The following is a 15886-nucleotide window of genomic DNA, read 5'->3' as shown; positions in this document are numbered from 1 at the left end:
AACAGGTGTCGGCGATACACCCCTCGGGTCGCTGTCGATCCGCCGCCCATGGTCGCCGCAACCATATTGGCGGCCTAAGCTCCGCTCAACGCTGATGCGGTGCTGACGGGACCGACGGCTCTCAGGTTACGACGACCTCCCGGCGATCATCTCTGCGGTCGTCGACCGGACCGTGCGCCACGTCGTCCTCCATGCGCCCGAACTGTCGGCGCTTTCTGAGGCTCGGGCCAGCCGGGCGAATATGTTGAGACCCTCGCACGCCTGAACAGGGCCGTCGCAACAGGCGCAGAAGATCGCACAACACCAAGCGTCGCGCAAAATAATCGGAGAGCTACCCACATCATTCCAGAGCTTCGCGGAAGGGCCAGGAAGAGCCGGATGTGACGCTTGGAACGGCGGCAGGTTGGCCTGGCGCTCCGGACAGCGGCCAAGCCGACATGGGGCGAGGTGGCGCCGGCCCGCCCGGACCATTATGCGGGAATCAGGGCAGGCCGTCGCCCCGCCTTTGCCTGCACCGACCAGCCGACGCGCGCCAGGATCCCGATACCGGCGCCGGCAGGGCCGCGCCAGCGGACAAGATGCGCCTGCGTTCAAGGAAACACACGACCATATATGCGCGTCGGGTCGCGTACGGCCCGGCGATAGTCGGAAGCACTCATGTTCTGGTGCTTCAAGAAGACCCGGGCGAGCACCTGACTTGATGAATATCCGACCTCGAGGGCGATCTCCATGATGGACAGGTCGGTCTTTTCGAGAAGCTCGCAGGCTTTCTCCAGTCTCAATTGTGTCAGATATACCCGGGGTGGCATTCCTGTCGTCTGCTTGAACATGCGCGCAAAATGGAACGGTGAGAGCTTTGCCTCGGCAGCAAGTTCATCAAGACTGATGTCGTCCGCGAGCCGCGCGCGCATCAGCTCTATACAGCGCCGCTCTGCCCATGTGGCGAGGCCCCCTTTTGGCGTCGCAAGCTCTGCACCACCAAGCTGGCACAGTTCGGCCAGGATCTCGCAGCCCGCAGCGCGCGCCAACAGACGGGACGGTGTGCCTTCTTCCTCGCACAAGGACCAGAGCCTCCGGAGCTTTCCCTGAAGAGACGGCGTCGTAAACGCTCCGCGATAAATCCGCAGGCTGTCAAACGACAGCCTGCCATCGGACGCTTCGTCAAGCACGGATTGCCACTGCGCCATGGGAAACGCAAAGCTCCGCATCTCGTGGACTGTCGGGACGGTTGACTGAATTGCGAAATTCGGCGCGGCGATAACGAAACCACCCACCTCCATCGCAACGTTGAAACGACCTCCTCCAAGGTTGGCGCTGACACGGGTGCCGGGTGTCAGAGCCTGATGCAAGACGAGATCGGGCATGGCCGGGTAATTCACTTCAGAGCCCGGTTGTACCGAACCGAACAAGTTGAGAAACCCGCCTGCAGATTTTGCCGAGTAGACAAAGGGTGCGTACGGGCCTTCCCTATACCAATCGGTGAAGGACGGATGCGCGGCCCCGGTCATGGCGGTCTCCTTTAAATACGGCGTTCCTCGCCGCCTGTGTCGAAATTGTGAGAGGCGCCATTCAGGCGCCGAGTTACGGGGTTAAGTCGTTCGCGTTCAGCCGCTCGCAGGACCTCATTATCATGCGTCAAACCCCGCACCTTGCACATACCATGACTTTCCGGACCGGCATCTGTCCGGCGTCGTCAAAAAAAGAGCACCAGAAAGTGCTGACTTGGGGCTTGAACAGAGGCCATACGGCGCAACTTGTCATCACGGTAGCAGAGGCCGATGATCAGCGATCTTGTCGCTTCGCCGACATCATCGGGGGCATGGAACCAAGGCGGAACTCCAGATCAAGTGCGGTTCCTCTTCTTGTTTGGTGCTCCCGGATAACGCCACAGGCTGAGCCTGCCGCGCGTGCATGCCTTCTGTCTATCGACTTCAGGTTAACAAGCCTGGCTCAGCGTCACTAGCCTCGCAATTCGCGCATCTGTGTCGCATCTTGCGGAACGCTCGCGCCCTCCTCAAGCAACAAAGCAAAGGTTGCCCGGACAACCAGCCCGTCCGGCTGCATGGTTCGGCAGGATTGCGTCGTGGTGCCGCTCATCCGGCAAGGGAGAACCCGAAGGCAGCAAAGCAAGCAACAACCCGCCAGCTTCTGCACCGCAGGGTTCGGCAGCGCCTGCTAGAGTTCACTCTCCAAACGCACCTATCCACCAATGCAGAGGATGAAATCATGAAATTTCGCAATGGTCTTGACTCCCTTCTTCGTCCGGAAGACTCGGTTCTCGTGCTGATCGATCACCAGCCCTATCAGCTCGCAAACCTGAACAGCCACGACCCGCAGGCGGTGGTGAACAACACGACTGCGCTTGCCAAGGTGGCCAAGGTGTTCAACGTTCCCACCATTCTGACGAGCGTCGTCGCTGCGCGCGGCGGCTACATCTTCCCGCATGTTACGGAAGTGTTTCCCGATCAGGAGGTCATCGACCGGACGCTCATCAACACCTGGCAGGACCCGAAAGTCGTCGATGTGGTCAAGGCGACGGGTCGCAAGCAACTGGTCATCGCGGGCCTCTGGACCGAGATCTGCGTGGCGATGCCCGCCATTCAGGCGGCCGGCGAAGGCTGGGACGTGACGGTGATCACGGATGCGTGCGGCGGCATATCGGTTGAAAGCCACGAGGTAGCGATCCAGCGTATGATCGCGGCAGGTATCAACATGATGTCCTGGGTAGCGCTTGCGTCCGAGTGGCAGCGCGACTGGGCGCGCGCCGAGACGGCTTTCGCGCTCAACGACGCCCTGAGAGACCACCTCGGCGGCAGCGCCATCGCCTATCTGTGGGAACAGCAGTTGCTCAACACGCCTGTGCCCGGCGACGCGGCATAACCAATTTCGGGATGACGGAGATCGGAACGTGCGCTTCGAAGAAGCTGACACGGATTGGTCTTCGTCATCCCATTGCCCTCCAAGTCATTTCGGAAGGAGCATGTAATAATGTCTGTCGATCTTTTCCCGATCGGATTGGAAGTGAATGTGTCGTATCCGGACTTCAAGGTGAGCCTCACGTTATTGTCGGTCGAGCAGCTGAAATTCGAAATCAAGGAGGGGCCGTTCGCGCGGATCGAGATTGTCGACATCGAGGTCAAGTCTCTTGGCAACAGCATCTTTGCCGTCAGTTGGCAAGAAAAGGACGGCGCAACCGTTACGAATGTTCAGGACTATGACAAGGGCGTGGTCCATTCGTTCGCGACGCTGCCTGACGGTCGTTTCCTCCGGATGACCGGAACCATTGCGGTTACGCAGCCGGCCGATCGCACCAGCGATGATAGACCCCACCGCAACAAGGCACTGGTGCTGGATGCGATGACGTCACTGTTTCAGCGCCACGATGCCTCGGCGGTAGAGCGACTCTATGCGGAAGACTATATCCAACATAATCCGAACATACCGCAGGGCCGAAGCGCCTTGCAGGGCATCGTCGAGACCCTGTCGTCATCGGTCCACTACGAGCCGGGCATGATGGTCGCCGAAGGCGACCTTGTCGCCATTCACGGCCGGATCCGCGGCTGGGCCGAAGAGCCTCAGGTGGCGGCTTATTGCCGCCCCCATCACTTTTTCTCACCGATGGAGAACATCCTGCCATTCAGGATGGCGATCGATCTGTGCCTTCGCGAACGGGCATAGGGGCATGATGGCGACACCCTCGCGTCGCGCATCCTCTATCGCCTGACGCACCAGTCGTTCGCCGACCTTTCGACCGCGCAGGGCCGCAGGAACGTCCGTATGGTCGATGATGAGCAGCTTGTCACCGGCCCGACTATACGTCATCTCGGCTTCCACCCCGTCGATGACGAGCCAATAACGCCCTTTCGACGGGCTGTCTTCCCGCTCCACCTGCACATCACCAAGCGAAGCCACTTTCGACGCTACCGCGGCATCCGGCGCGCGAATCTGTCGCGGCAGCCCGTGCGCACATTCCAGAAGATCCCGGTCCCAGCCACCCAATTCGGCGGCGGCCTCGTAGGTCGAAACAAGAAAATCCATCAGAGCTTCGTCAGGATTGGCAGCCGAGCGCACGGCATCGTAGGGCAGGATGAATTCCGACAGATCACCATGGAAGAACGCCGCATCCGGCTTGACAGACGCCGCGCGATACCCGGCCGGGGCCGGATAGGCATAGGCATAAAATGCCGGGTAGTCGATGCCGTTGCCGCCCGGCCAGAAGCCCGCCGAGGAAACCTCGCGGTCATAGGCTTCCTGTGCCACGTCATCTGGCAGCGACGGAATACCTGCGGGATGGAGCGGCGCCCGTCGCCCGGAAAATCTGGTCACCGCCAGATCGAGTGCGCCCCAGAACAGGTGAACGGGGCTGGATTTCCCGAGAAAGGATGTGCGGAACCGGTTAAATACCTTATCCGCCGCCACCAATGCCTGATGGTAGCGTTGAACAGCTTCCCGATCATAGGGACGATCCCGATCATCCTCGGCGAAGGGAACCGGATAGGGAACCTCGTTCGGCCGGCCGTGAAAGGTCGGGGTGCCGCCAAGATCGGAAATCAGCTGCACGAAGTTCGCGTGGAAGGCCGCGACCGTCATCGGACCAAGATCGAACGACGCCCTGTGGCCATGGCCGCAGGTGCCCACCACCTTGTGATCGCGAAGGTCGAAGAGGATTTCGATGCCCGGGCCGTCCGGAATGGGTGAGGTGGCCAGACCATGTGGCGTGACGTAAAAGGTCGCGTTCCACGAATGGTTGAGCCACGGCGTGTGCGCAAGCCGGTATTTGCCGACGATCTGGAGGTAGAGATGCAGCGCCGAACAGGTTTCACGCCAGCTGAGGTAATCGAAAGAGGGCCATTTGTTCGTCATTTCGCGGTCTCCATCCAGTGCCTGCTTGAGCGGGTGTTGTGCAGCAATCATGCCTCGGGCCGTTACCAGCGGGGGCAGGTAACTGGGCCGCTACCACATCCAGGCCGTGGGAACGGATCGTTACCTTGTCTCCCTCGTGCATGGCCATGATCGCGCCGGGACCTGACGTCACGGTTCCATTCTTTTGGGAGACGGCAGTCTTTCCCTCAAGAACCACCATGATGTCGCGAACGGCCATGGTATCTTCCGGGGTGGACGCCTCAGCGAGGCCCTCGATCAATCGGGAAGGGGAATGTGTTCACTCCGGTCGTCGACGGGCAGGTCGAACCGTCCCTCGCCCCAGTTTCCGGCGCGCCATTCCTCCTTGGCTGCCTCAATCCGCTCCTTTGACGAGGCGACAAAATTCCACCAGATGTAGCGCGGCCCATTAAACGTGGCGCCCCCGAGGATCATCAGCCGGGACCCCCGTTCTCCGGCGGCAACCGTGATGCGGTCGCCCGGGCGAAACACCATCATCTGACCGGATTTGAATTCCTGTCCGGCGACCGAAATTGAACCTTCCAGGATGTAGATACCGCGGTCCTCGTGGTTGTCCGGCATCGGGAGCCTGCTGCCCGGTTCCAGCCTCACATCGGCATAGAATGTCTCGGAGAACATCTTCGCGGGCGCGACCTTGCCGTAGGCGTCGCCGAGGATCAACCGAACAGAAACGCCGCGATCCTCGATGACGGGCAGCGTCGCCTCGCCATGGTGCTCGAAGCTGGGCGCTACATCCTCGTAGCCGTCCGGCAAGGCCAGCCAGGTCTGGATTCCGAACAGGCTGTTCGGACCCGTTCGGGCGGTTGCGGTCGTGCGCTCGGAATGCGTGACGCCCCGCCCTGCCACCATCCAGTTCAGTGCACCGGGGCGGATAATCTGATCGGCGCCGGTGCTGTCGCGGTGATGAAAATCGCCCCTGAACAGGTAGGTGACCGTGCCGAGGCCGATATGCGGATGCGGCCGGACGTCGACGCCCTGTCCCGTCAGAAACTCGGCCGGCCCTGCCTGATCGAAGAAGATGAAGGGCCCGACCATCTGCCGTTTCGGGGCGGGCAAGGCGCGCCGCACCTCGAAACCGCCGAGGTCTCGGGAACGCGGCACGATGAGTGTCTCAATGGCATCGACGCCAACTTCGTCGGGGCAACCGGGCTCTATTGCTGGGTTCCAACTCATGCGCTTTATCCTCTTGTAGCGGGCCGGCTGATCCGGCCGTTTAATCGTCCTGGCACCGACGCCGATATGTCTGATCGAAGCCCAGCGGCATATCGCTGCGCAAAGGGCCGGCAGGTTACCGGCGGGCTGGATTTCTCGTGACCGGGTCGATCGAGGCACACTCTCGCGGCATCGTCCCGAAATGAAACTCCGGCTCGAGACATACTCTCTCCAAGAAGCTGATCGAACTCAAGCCTTCCCGCAGCGATGAGCCGGGAAGGAGCAAGAACAGCAACGGCCCGGCAGAATCTGCAACGCAGTGCACAGGTGTTGTCGCTAACTTCCACCAAGCACGTGAACGCTGCCATCCACGGACGCATTCATTGCCGGGCGGACAAACCGCAGTTTGCAGACGACATTTTCGGATCAGGGGCGTGGATTTCCTGAACATCATAGCGCGTGGAAGAGTGAAGTGGCGGCGACGGCAGCCGATAGCAGCATTTTGAAATCCGATCCTGAGGAAGCGGCGCCGCCTGCGCGGCGGAACGGGGCAACCACGCCTATCCTGAGAGTGCGATCATCAGGATCGACAGCCAATTGAAAGGACGCATAATGGAAATAGGCATAGACAGTTTCGCGGCGATCCTTTCCGATCCTGCCACCGGGCGGCTTCCCTCGCCGACGGAGCGCATGGCGGATCTTCTGGAGGAGATCGAGATTGCCGATCGAGCCGGGCTCGATGTCTTCGGCATCGGCGAACATCATCGTGCTGAATTTCTCGACTCCGCGCCAGCAGTCATACTCGCAGCCGCTGCTGCCCGTACCAGGAACATCCGACTGACGAGCGCAGTAACCGTGCTCAGCGCGGCCGATCCTGTGCGGGTTTTTCAGGAGTTCGCGACGCTCGATCTGATTTCGAGGGGACGCGCCGAAATCGTGGTGGGACGCGGCTCTTTCATCGAAGCCTTCCCGTTGTTCGGCCTCGACACCCGCGCATATGACGAGCTTTTTGCCGAAAAGCTTGATCTGTTGCTGCGCCTCGGCGAAACAACCAGCATCACATGGGAGGGGCGTCACCGCGCGGCGCTTGACGACGTAGGTGTTTTCCCGCGCCCGCATCAGCAGCGAATGCCCATATGGGTGGGCGTTGGCGGCACGCCGCAGTCTTTTCAGCGCGCGGGCGAGCTTGGCCTTCCGCTGATGGTCGCCATCATCGGTGGCACCTTCGAGCGCTTCCGTCCCCTCGTCGATCTCTATCGCGAAGCCGGCATTCGGGCTGGTCACCGTGCTGACAAACTCACCGTGGGCGTCCATGCGATGGGCTTCGTCGGCGAGACGGATGCGGAAGCCAAGGATGCATTCTTTCCGGGCTGGGCCCATCTCACCGGCACGATCGGGAGAGAGCGTGGTTGGGCGCCGCCGACGCGTCAGCAGTTCGAGGCCATGGCGAGCCCCGAAGGCGCGTTCCTGATCGGGGAGCCGAGGACGGTGGCTGCCAAGATGCTGAAGGCAAGCGCGACGCTTGGCGGCATTTCACGCATTACCTTCCAGATGAGCACGGCCTCGCTGGAAAAGGCAGCGATGAAGCGCTCCATCGAGCTTCTTGGCACGGAGGTTGCCCCGATCGTCCGGAGAGCCCAGGATGCAGCGCAGATGTCTTCCACCACTCAACACGCGGACATCACCTGACACCGCAGGCCAGAGGAAACGAATGAGCAAAGTTGTGGACAATCCCGCCCAGAAGCGTTTCGAGCTCCCGATAGACGGGAGTGATGGCGAAATCGCCGCCGCGTATTATCGCGTCGAGGATGGCGGGCTTGTTCTTGTTCATACGGAGGTGCCATATCAGTTTTCCGGGGAGGGACTCGGCTCGCAGCTTGCACGCGGCGTTTTTGACGAAGTTCGGGCACGCGGCGGCAAAGTCATCCTGCGCTGCTCCTTCATGGGCAGCTTTTATGCCCGCCACCCGGAATATTCCGATATTGTGTCGGGCTAGACGGGTGCGATTGCGATTTCGCGACATGATACGCGACGGCGATCACACTTTCTGTTGCAGGATCGGTGCCGGTGCATCGACACCATGAAAAGGAGATTCGTGCTATGGGCAAGGGATCGGACCTGTTTGTCGCCGCGCTGGAGAATGAAGGGGTCGACCGCATCTTTGGCGTGCCGGGCGAGGAGAATCTCGACGTGCTGGAATCGCTGAGAACATCCAGCATTCAGCTGGTCCTGACACGCCATGAGCAGGCGGCCGCTTTCATGGCTGCAACGCATGGGCGGCTTACGGGCAGACCCGGTGTCTGCCTCGCCACGCTCGGCCCGGGCGCTTTGAATTTCTCGACAGGTGCGGCCTATGCGCACCTCGGCGCGATGCCCATGATCCTCATCACCGGTCAGAAACCCCTGATGAGCGCCAAACAGGCGCGCTTTCAGATCGTCGATGTCGTTGCCTCGATGAAACCGCTGACGAAGATGACGCGCCAGATCGTCAGCGCGGCCAGTATTCCTGCAACGGTACGGGATGCTTTCAGGGTCGCGACGGAAGAACGACCGGGACCCGTTCATCTTGAACTTCCGGAAGATGTCGCTTCCGACCCGGTAGAGGACATCCCCGTCATCGCCCCTCACGCCCTGGAGCGGCCCGTTGCCAGTGCGGCCGCAGTCAACAGCGCGGCCCGGGCAATCATCGCAGCGCGGCGGCCCCTGGTCATGGTCGGCGCGGCCGGCAACCGGCCAGCGCTGGTCGAGGCGCTGTCGCGTTTCATAGCGCGTACGAAACTGCCATTCTTCAATACACAGATGGGAAAGGGAGCGGTCACCGGTGGCTCTGACCGCTACATGGGGACCGCCGCCCTTTCTGAGGGCGATTACGTCCATGAAGCCGTGGAACGTGCCGACCTGATCGTCGCGATCGGCCACGACACGGTCGAAAAGCCGCCCTTCCTGATGAAGAGCGCGGGCGGACGCAAGGTTATCCATATCAGCTACCAGTCCGCTACGGTTGAACAGGTCTACCACCCTGATATCGAGGTGATCGGCGATATCGGGGCCACCGTCACCGCGCTTGGCGAGCGGCTTGAAGGACAGTTGGCCGGCGATCAGGGCATGCTCGACCTGCGCCAGAAAATTCTTGCGCGCCTTAATGATCGCGCCGAGGAGGATCGTTTTCCGGTTACACCTCAGCGCATCGTCCATGATGTCCGCGCGGTCATGCCCGAGGACGGGATCGTCTGTCTCGACAACGGCATGTACAAGATCTGGTTCGCCCGCAACTACCGCACCCATGTTGCGAATACGTTGCTCCTCGATAACGCCCTCGCCACAATGGGGGCCGGTCTGCCCTCGGCTATGATGGCGGCAATGCTTTATCCGGGGCGGCGCGTCATGGCGGTCTGCGGGGATGGCGGCTTCATGATGAACTCGCAGGAGATGGAGACGGCGGTGCGGCTCGGGCTGAACCTCGTCGTGGTCATCCTGAACGACAACGCCTATGGCATGATCCGCTGGAAGCAGGCGGTTGATAACTTCCCGGATTTCGGCATGAGCTTTGGCAATCCCGATTTCGTCCGCTATGCCGAGGCCTACGGCGCGAAGGGTTCACGCGTGACGGCAGTCGAAGATCTCGTCCCGACGCTCGAGGCGGCCTTCGCTGGCGGCGGCGTGCATCTGGTCGACGTACCAATCGATTATTCCGAGAATACGCGCGTGCTGGTAGACGAGTTGCGCAATCGCACGCCCGATGTGGAATGTGCGTGACGCAGACGAAAAGGAGACCGCCCATGCTGAGAGTCGTGCAGGCCTTCGACCGTGAGCCGATCACCGAGATAGAGACCGACGATGCCGCCGCCCTGGAGCGCAAGCTGCAGGCCGCGGAGCGTGTCTTCAAGGACCGGGACGGCTGGCTCAAGCCTCATCAGCGCGTCGCGATCCTGCGCAGGCTCGCCACACTGATGGAAGAAAAGCGCGATCATCTTGCCAGGCAGATCGCGCGAGAGGGCGGCAAACCGCTGCGCGACGCCATCGTCGAGACAAATCGTGCCATTGACGGCGTGCTCAACGCCGCCGACGAGCTCCGCAATTTCGGCGGACGGGAGATCCCGATGGGATTGTCCGCGGCGGCTGAGAACCGCTGGGCCTTCACCACAAAAGAGCCGATCGGCGTCGTCGCGGCGATCTCGGCCTTCAATCACCCGCTAAATCTGATCGTGCACCAGGTGGCGCCAGCCATCGCGGTCGGCTGCCCGGTCATCGTCAAGCCGGCAAGTACCACGCCGCTGTCCTGTCTCGACTTCGTGGCACTGGTCCACGAGGCCGGCCTGCCGGAGCCATGGTGCCAGAGCTTCATTGCGGCAAATAACGAACTGGCCCAGAATCTTGCAACCGATCAGCGCATCGCGTTCATGAGCTTCATCGGCTCTGCCAGGGTCGGCTGGTCGCTGCACTCCAAGCTTGCTCCGGGCACCCGCTCGGCACTCGAGCATGGTGGCGCAGCACCAGCCATCGTCGACCGCAGTGCCGATCTCGACAAGATTATCGAGCCGATCGTCAAGGGCGCATATTACCATGCCGGCCAGGTTTGCGTGTCGACGCAGCGGATTTACGTCCATCGCGATATTGCCGATAGTTTCACGCAGAAGCTCATTGACCGCGTCGAGAAATTGCGCACCGCCGATCCCTCTCTCATGGAGACCGAGGTTGGTCCACTGATCCTCCCGCGCGAGGCCGACCGGGTCAGGCAGTGGATTGACGAAGCGGTTGATGGGGGGGCTCTTCTTGCGACCGGCGGCGACCGGCTTTCCGAGACGACCGTGCGTCCGGCGGTGCTGCTCGATCCCGCCATCGATGCGAGAGTATCGACACAGGAAGTTTTCGGCCCGGTGGTCGCTGTCTATCGCTACAGCGATCTCGATGACGCCATCGCGCGCGCCAACGCGCTGCCCACGGCCTTCCAATCCAGCATCTTCGCGCAGGACATCGACGTCGCATTGCGCGCGGCAAACAGGTTCGATGCCTCGGCTGTGATGATCAATGATCTTACCGCATTCCGGACGGACTGGATGCCCTTTGCCGGCCGGAGGGAATCCGGATACGGCACCGGCGGCATCGGCTATACCATGCGCGACATGACGCAGGAAAAGATGATCATCATGCACAGAAGCTGAACTTGCTGTGTGAGCCTCCGGCGTGGACTGCCGGTCGGCGCACCGCGGGAGCCGGAGCTTACTCTCCCGCTGGCGCCGGCGCTTCGTCATGTCCTGGTCTCCCGGTCCGCGGAGCCCAGCAGACGTCCGATCGTAGCTTTCCGTTACTATCCGGCGTCCCGGGGATAGCCCCCTCCAAGTCCGTGGCAGGCGGCCCGCCCGTCTTCGAGAACGCGTGCGAAGGCGCCCAAGAGTCCTTATTGACCATGTAGCTGAAAGGCCCCCCGCTGCGTCGATGTGCGATGCTCGCGGTGCTCTGGCGTCACCCGTTGCGGGTCGATGACATTCCGGGCTTGTGGGTTCCGACGGCACGGGACCAAACCTCTGACTGCCGGCGGTGCACCAAATACGCAAACGGGCGCCCGTCCGCGTTCCCGTATTGCGTTTGACATTGCACGGCGGCGGGGCAATGGCACGTGGCTTTGGGTTTCAGCATCGTGCTCCGCCGTATCCGGGCCTGATGTCAGGCCGCCGCAATATAGTGGTTGACGGAAGGCCCCTCTGGACGTCGGTCGAACGCGTGCAATTCGGTATGCAGTTGAGCATCCGCATTCGTGGTGCGCGCGTGCTGCTGCAGGTGTTCGGCCCAACTCGGCAGGAAAAATATCTCGAACCAGATGGTCGGATCCGTAACGTCGTGGATCAATTCCCATCGTGTCGCGCCGTTCCGATACCGTTCTGCGGAAAGCTTGTAGGCAGCTTTGACGAATGCCGCCCTGTCTTCTGGCGCGATCTGAAACTGGATCATCACAACGGCGGGTGAGTCGTCGCGATCTCCTTCGGCAAGGGGCGGAGCTTCGGGCCAGGCATTTGCCGGTGCCAAGTCCAGATCATCGGATGTGCCAAGCTCGACACGCCGGGTGGCAAGCAGCCCAATGAGAAGTCCCACGGCCGCCAGAAAAAGCGCGGCGCTGATCGACAGGCGGCTGGCAATCTGTCCCCAGATCAACGAACCCGCCGACATCGAGCCAAAGAACACCATGAGGTTGACGGCAAGACCGCGTGCGCGGATCCAGTCCGGCAATGCCATCTGCGCCGAAACGTTCACCGATGTAAGGACGAGAATCCAGGCCACGCCCCCAAGGAAGGCCCCCGGTATGATCACTGCCGTTGCGGTCGAAAACGCAAAGGCCAGCAAGGCGGCCGCGGTCATCGCCGTGCCCAGTTGCACGACCCGGTTCGCGTCCAGGCGTCCCTGCAGGTAAGGAAGCCCCAGGGCGCCCAGAACCGCCCCTACGCCAACCGTTGCCACCAGGAACCCATAGAGAGAGGAACCGGCGTCATCTGCCCCGCGCGCAACCAGCGGCATCATTGCCCAGAATGCCGATGCGGAGATAAAGAAGGCAAAGGCGCGGATCAGCGTTTGCAGCATCGGCTTGTTGTGGCGCACATGGCGCAGGCCCGTCGCCATGTCCTGCAGGATCGGCAGATGATTACGCTTTGAGACCGCAGGGACCTCTGGCCGCCAGAGGAGCAGGGCCACGATGATGACCAGATGGCTGACAGCGTTCAAGGCAAAGGGAGCGGCCAGACCGACCGAGGCAATCAGGATGCCTGCAAGCGCGGGGCCGATCGCGCGACTGACATTGATGCCCATCGAGTTCAGGCCGATCGCCGGGCGCAACTTGGACCGCGGCACCAGCATCGGCACGACGGCCTGCCAGGCAGGTGCCATGAAGGCCGCGCATGTCCCGATCACCAGCGTGAAGAGAAGCAGTACCGTTGGAGTCACGAGTTCGGCCCGGACGAGAACGGCGAGAACAGCAATGACGACGAAGAGCAGCAAGTTGATCACGATCAGCATGTGCCGCTTGTCCAGGCGATCGGCCAGCGTGCCGGCAAAAAGCGCGAACAGAAAGATCGGCAGGCTGGTCGCAGCCTGCACAAGCGTGACAACCGCCGGCGACGGGCTCAACTCGGTCATCAGCCAGCCCGCGCCGACCTCATGCATCCATGTGCCGATGTTCGAGATCAGCGCCGCAGTCCAGAGAAGCGCAAAGGCGCGATGGGCGAAGGGTGAAAACGGGCCGGCTTTTGCGGCTGTCTTGTCAGTGGACGGCATTGGCCAGCTCCTCGCCGGGATTGGGTGCATGGGCGCACATGAACGGACAGTCCGAGACGATCCGCTTGCATCGGGGGACAATCATCTTTCCGGCGGGCATCTTTCCGGCGGGTTCCCGCACGCCTGGTGGCGGTGGATTGGCCGGGACGAAGGTTCGGTCGGCGATGAGCAGGGGCTCGGAGATGGCCCTATCGGAATGGCCCGCGACATGCCCTGTGCAGGGGCGCCTGCTATGGCTCCGTTCGAGCGCGATGTCAGGTTCGGCCATATTCAATCCTCTCAGGGCAGATAACGGAGCAACGCGACGCATATCAGGCCTCCGACAAGCCCCACATTCGCGAGAAAGCCATTGGCGCCGTTCAGCCGCTCGCCCGCCGGCAGGCGCCAGAAGGCGTGACCGACGCAGGTCGCAGCCACGGTGAAGGCCGCCAGGGCCAGCACGCCGGCAAGCGGAAAGATATTCAGGACGAGCGCAGCCGAGCCAAAGGCCTGGACAAGGATCGTGGCTTGCGCGATCGGCCTTGCCGGTTCGACGCCCAGGGCCTGCATCTCGGCGATCGTGGCCCGAAACCATAGTGTCTTCAGGCCGGCACTGACCCAGTACGGCGCTGTCACGAGCAGCGCCGCAATGCCAACAAGAATGTGCTCCGCTGTCGTCATCGGCTCCGCCTTTCGTTTGCTGCCGATCCATCGGGTTCAGGCCATGAAGCACGAGCAACCAAGTGCGCCCCAGAAACTCCGGACATCACCCACAGGAATGGGATTCGACCAGGCGATGCCATGGTCATGGCCGTGCAAGCCGCAGGAATTGCCGCAGCCGTCCGCGCAGGCCCGCATCCGCATGGCGGCTGGTTCTTGCGCGCCTGCACGCTGCGCGGGACTGGCGAAGGTGGCATTGACCGACCAGGACGGGCTGGGCGGCGGCACCGGCGGGTCGAGATCCGAAAACTCGGCATCCGCAAAGACCACGCGGCCACCGAGCACGGTAAGGACCGAGGTGATCGACCGGATCGCGGCATCCTCGACCGCCATGAGGTCGGCGGACAGAACGGCCAGGTCGGCATGCATCCCGGGCATCAGCCGTCCTTTCTGGTCCTGCTCGCCCGAGAACCACGCGGACCCAGTGGTCCAGATCGCCAGCGCTTCCTCGCGCGTCAGAAGATGCGCATCATCGAAAAGGGGGAGCCCCCCGACAGTCCGGCCGGTCGTGAGCCAGTGCAGCGCGACCCAGGGGTCATAGCTTGCAACCCGTGTGGCGTCGGTTCCGCCGCCAACGGGCAGGCCGGCATTCAGCATCTCGCGGATCGGTGGTGTCGCGCGGGCCGCGTCGGCGCCGTAGCGGTCCACGAAATATTCGCCCTGGAACGCCATCCGGTGCTGGGTGGCAATGCCGCCGCCAAGCGCGCGAATACGTTCGATGTTGCGGGGGCTGATCGTCTCGGCGTGGTCGATGATGAAGCGCGTCCTGAAGGGCGCGCGGCCGTTCACCCGCTCGAACACCGTCAGGAAACGGTCGATCGTTTCGTCATAGGTCGCGTGGATGCGGAACGGCCATTCATTCTCCGCCAGAAGCTCGACAATCTTCTCGAGTTCAGCCTCCATCACCGGGGCCGGTTCGGGGCGCGGTTCGAGAAAGTTCTCGAAATCCGCAGCGGACCAGGCAAGGTTTTCCCCCGCCCCGTTCATGCGCAACATCGCGTCGCCCGCGCCGGGCGACGTCATCGCGATCCAGCGTTCGTAATCGCTCAGCTCCTGCCCCGCCTTTTGCGCAAAGAGGTTATAGGCGATGCGCAGCGTCATCTGCCCTTCTTCATGAAGGTGGCGGATGACGTCGTAATCCTCGGGGTAGTTCTGTCCGCCGCCGCCGGCATCAATGACGCTTGTGACGCCAAGGCGGTTCAACTCTCGCATGAAATGGCGGGTCGAGTTGATCTGGTCGTCCACGGGCAGCTTCGGCCCCTGCGCCAGAGTGGAGTAAAGGATCAGCGCCGAAGGCCGCGCAATCAGCATGCCCGTCGGGTTGCCGCGCGCGTCCCGCTCGATCTCGCCACCGGGCGGGGACGGCGTGTCGCGCCCGATGCCGAGGACACGCAACGCCGCGCGGTTCAGCAAGGCGCGCGAATAAAGGTGAAGCACGAAGACGGGTGTATCGGGTGCGGCCTGATTGATCTCGTCCAGCGTGGGCATACGCCGTTCGGCGAACTGGAACTCGGACCAGCCGCCGACGACCCGCACCCATTGCGGCGCGGGCGTATTCGCCGCCTGACGCCGCAGCATGGCCAGGGCATCTGCCACCGATGGCACGTTTTCCCACCGCAATTCGATATTGTAGCTCAAGCCCCCGCGGATGAGATGGGTGTGGCTGTCATTCAGACCGGGGATCACCCGTCGCCCGTTCAGGTCGATGACCCGCGTTGACGCATCCGCAGCTGACATGATCGCCTGATCCGAGCCGACAGCCTCGATGCGACCGTCCTTGACGGACAAGGCTGTAGCGTCGGGGGTTCTTGGATCGAGGGTGGTGATGCGGCCATTGCGCAGGATCAGATCGGTCAATGCGAGCCTCATT

At 62.2% G+C, this 15886-nt stretch carries 12 protein-coding genes; 6 read left to right on the top strand and 6 right to left on the bottom strand.

The window, feature by feature from the left end; genetic code table 11:
* Positions 1–590: 590 nt before the first annotated feature.
* The gene (locus ACFSGJ_RS00755) at positions 591–1508 is read right to left on the bottom strand and encodes an AraC family transcriptional regulator (RefSeq protein WP_390258625.1); all 918 of its coding nucleotides are present in this window, start codon (positions 1506–1508) and stop codon (positions 591–593) included.
* A gap of 718 nt (positions 1509–2226) precedes the next feature.
* On the opposite strand from ACFSGJ_RS00755, the gene ACFSGJ_RS00750 reads away from it, so the two are divergent.
* Positions 2227–2880 carry a hydrolase gene (locus ACFSGJ_RS00750; RefSeq protein WP_390258623.1) on the top strand — a complete coding sequence of 218 codons (654 nt, stop codon included), beginning with the start codon at positions 2227–2229 and terminating at the stop codon, positions 2878–2880.
* Between the two features lie 108 nt (positions 2881–2988).
* Complete coding sequence (locus ACFSGJ_RS00745) at positions 2989–3678, top strand: nuclear transport factor 2 family protein (RefSeq protein WP_390258622.1); 690 nt, start codon at positions 2989–2991, stop codon at positions 3676–3678.
* Here the strand turns inward: ACFSGJ_RS00745 and ACFSGJ_RS00740 are convergent.
* Together ACFSGJ_RS00740 and ACFSGJ_RS00735 are read right to left on the bottom strand one after the other, a co-directional pair.
* A complete protein-coding gene (locus tag ACFSGJ_RS00740) occupies positions 3613–4914 on the bottom strand; it encodes a DUF5996 family protein (RefSeq protein WP_390258620.1) in 1302 nt (433 codons plus the stop codon). The genes ACFSGJ_RS00745 and ACFSGJ_RS00740 overlap by 66 nt on opposite strands.
* A 225-nt stretch (positions 4915–5139) precedes the next feature.
* The gene (locus ACFSGJ_RS00735) at positions 5140–6075 is read right to left on the bottom strand and encodes a pirin family protein (protein ID WP_390258943.1); all 936 of its coding nucleotides are present in this window, start codon (positions 6073–6075) and stop codon (positions 5140–5142) included.
* Between the two features lie 591 nt (positions 6076–6666).
* Here ACFSGJ_RS00735 and ACFSGJ_RS00730 point away from each other — a divergent pair.
* From ACFSGJ_RS00730 to ACFSGJ_RS00715, 4 genes are all read left to right on the top strand, one after another.
* A complete protein-coding gene (locus ACFSGJ_RS00730) occupies positions 6667–7743 on the top strand; it encodes an LLM class flavin-dependent oxidoreductase (RefSeq protein WP_390258618.1) in 1077 nt (358 codons plus the stop codon).
* A gap of 22 nt (positions 7744–7765) precedes the next feature.
* On the top strand, positions 7766–8050 hold the full coding sequence (locus ACFSGJ_RS00725) for a GNAT family N-acetyltransferase (RefSeq protein ID WP_390258616.1): 285 nt from the start codon (positions 7766–7768) through the stop codon (positions 8048–8050).
* A gap of 104 nt (positions 8051–8154) precedes the next feature.
* Positions 8155–9810, top strand: a complete 1656-nt coding sequence (locus tag ACFSGJ_RS00720) for an acetolactate synthase large subunit (RefSeq protein WP_390258614.1) — start codon at positions 8155–8157, stop codon at positions 9808–9810.
* Positions 9811–9833: 23 nt separating this feature from the next.
* Positions 9834–11216, top strand: coding sequence for an aldehyde dehydrogenase family protein (locus ACFSGJ_RS00715; RefSeq protein ID WP_390258612.1), 1383 nt, complete (start codon positions 9834–9836; stop codon positions 11214–11216).
* A 502-nt stretch (positions 11217–11718) separates the two neighbouring features.
* On the opposite strand, the gene ACFSGJ_RS00710 is transcribed toward ACFSGJ_RS00715, so the two are convergent.
* The 3 genes from ACFSGJ_RS00710 to ACFSGJ_RS00700 form a co-directional block, all read right to left on the bottom strand.
* Positions 11719–13317, bottom strand: a complete 1599-nt coding sequence (locus ACFSGJ_RS00710; protein ID WP_390258610.1) for an MFS transporter — start codon at positions 13315–13317, stop codon at positions 11719–11721.
* Between the two features lie 279 nt (positions 13318–13596).
* Positions 13597–13977, bottom strand: a complete 381-nt coding sequence (locus ACFSGJ_RS00705) for a DoxX family membrane protein (RefSeq protein ID WP_390258608.1) — start codon at positions 13975–13977, stop codon at positions 13597–13599.
* Between the two features lie 36 nt (positions 13978–14013).
* Complete coding sequence (locus ACFSGJ_RS00700; protein WP_390258606.1) at positions 14014–15873, bottom strand: amidohydrolase; 1860 nt, start codon at positions 15871–15873, stop codon at positions 14014–14016.
* Positions 15874–15886: the final 13 nt, after the last annotated feature.

It is taken from the genome of Halodurantibacterium flavum (assembly GCF_042681825.1).
GTDB classification, from domain to species: Bacteria; Pseudomonadota; Alphaproteobacteria; order Rhodobacterales; family Rhodobacteraceae; genus Halodurantibacterium; species Halodurantibacterium flavum.
This window is presented reverse-complemented; position numbering and strand designations above follow the sequence as displayed.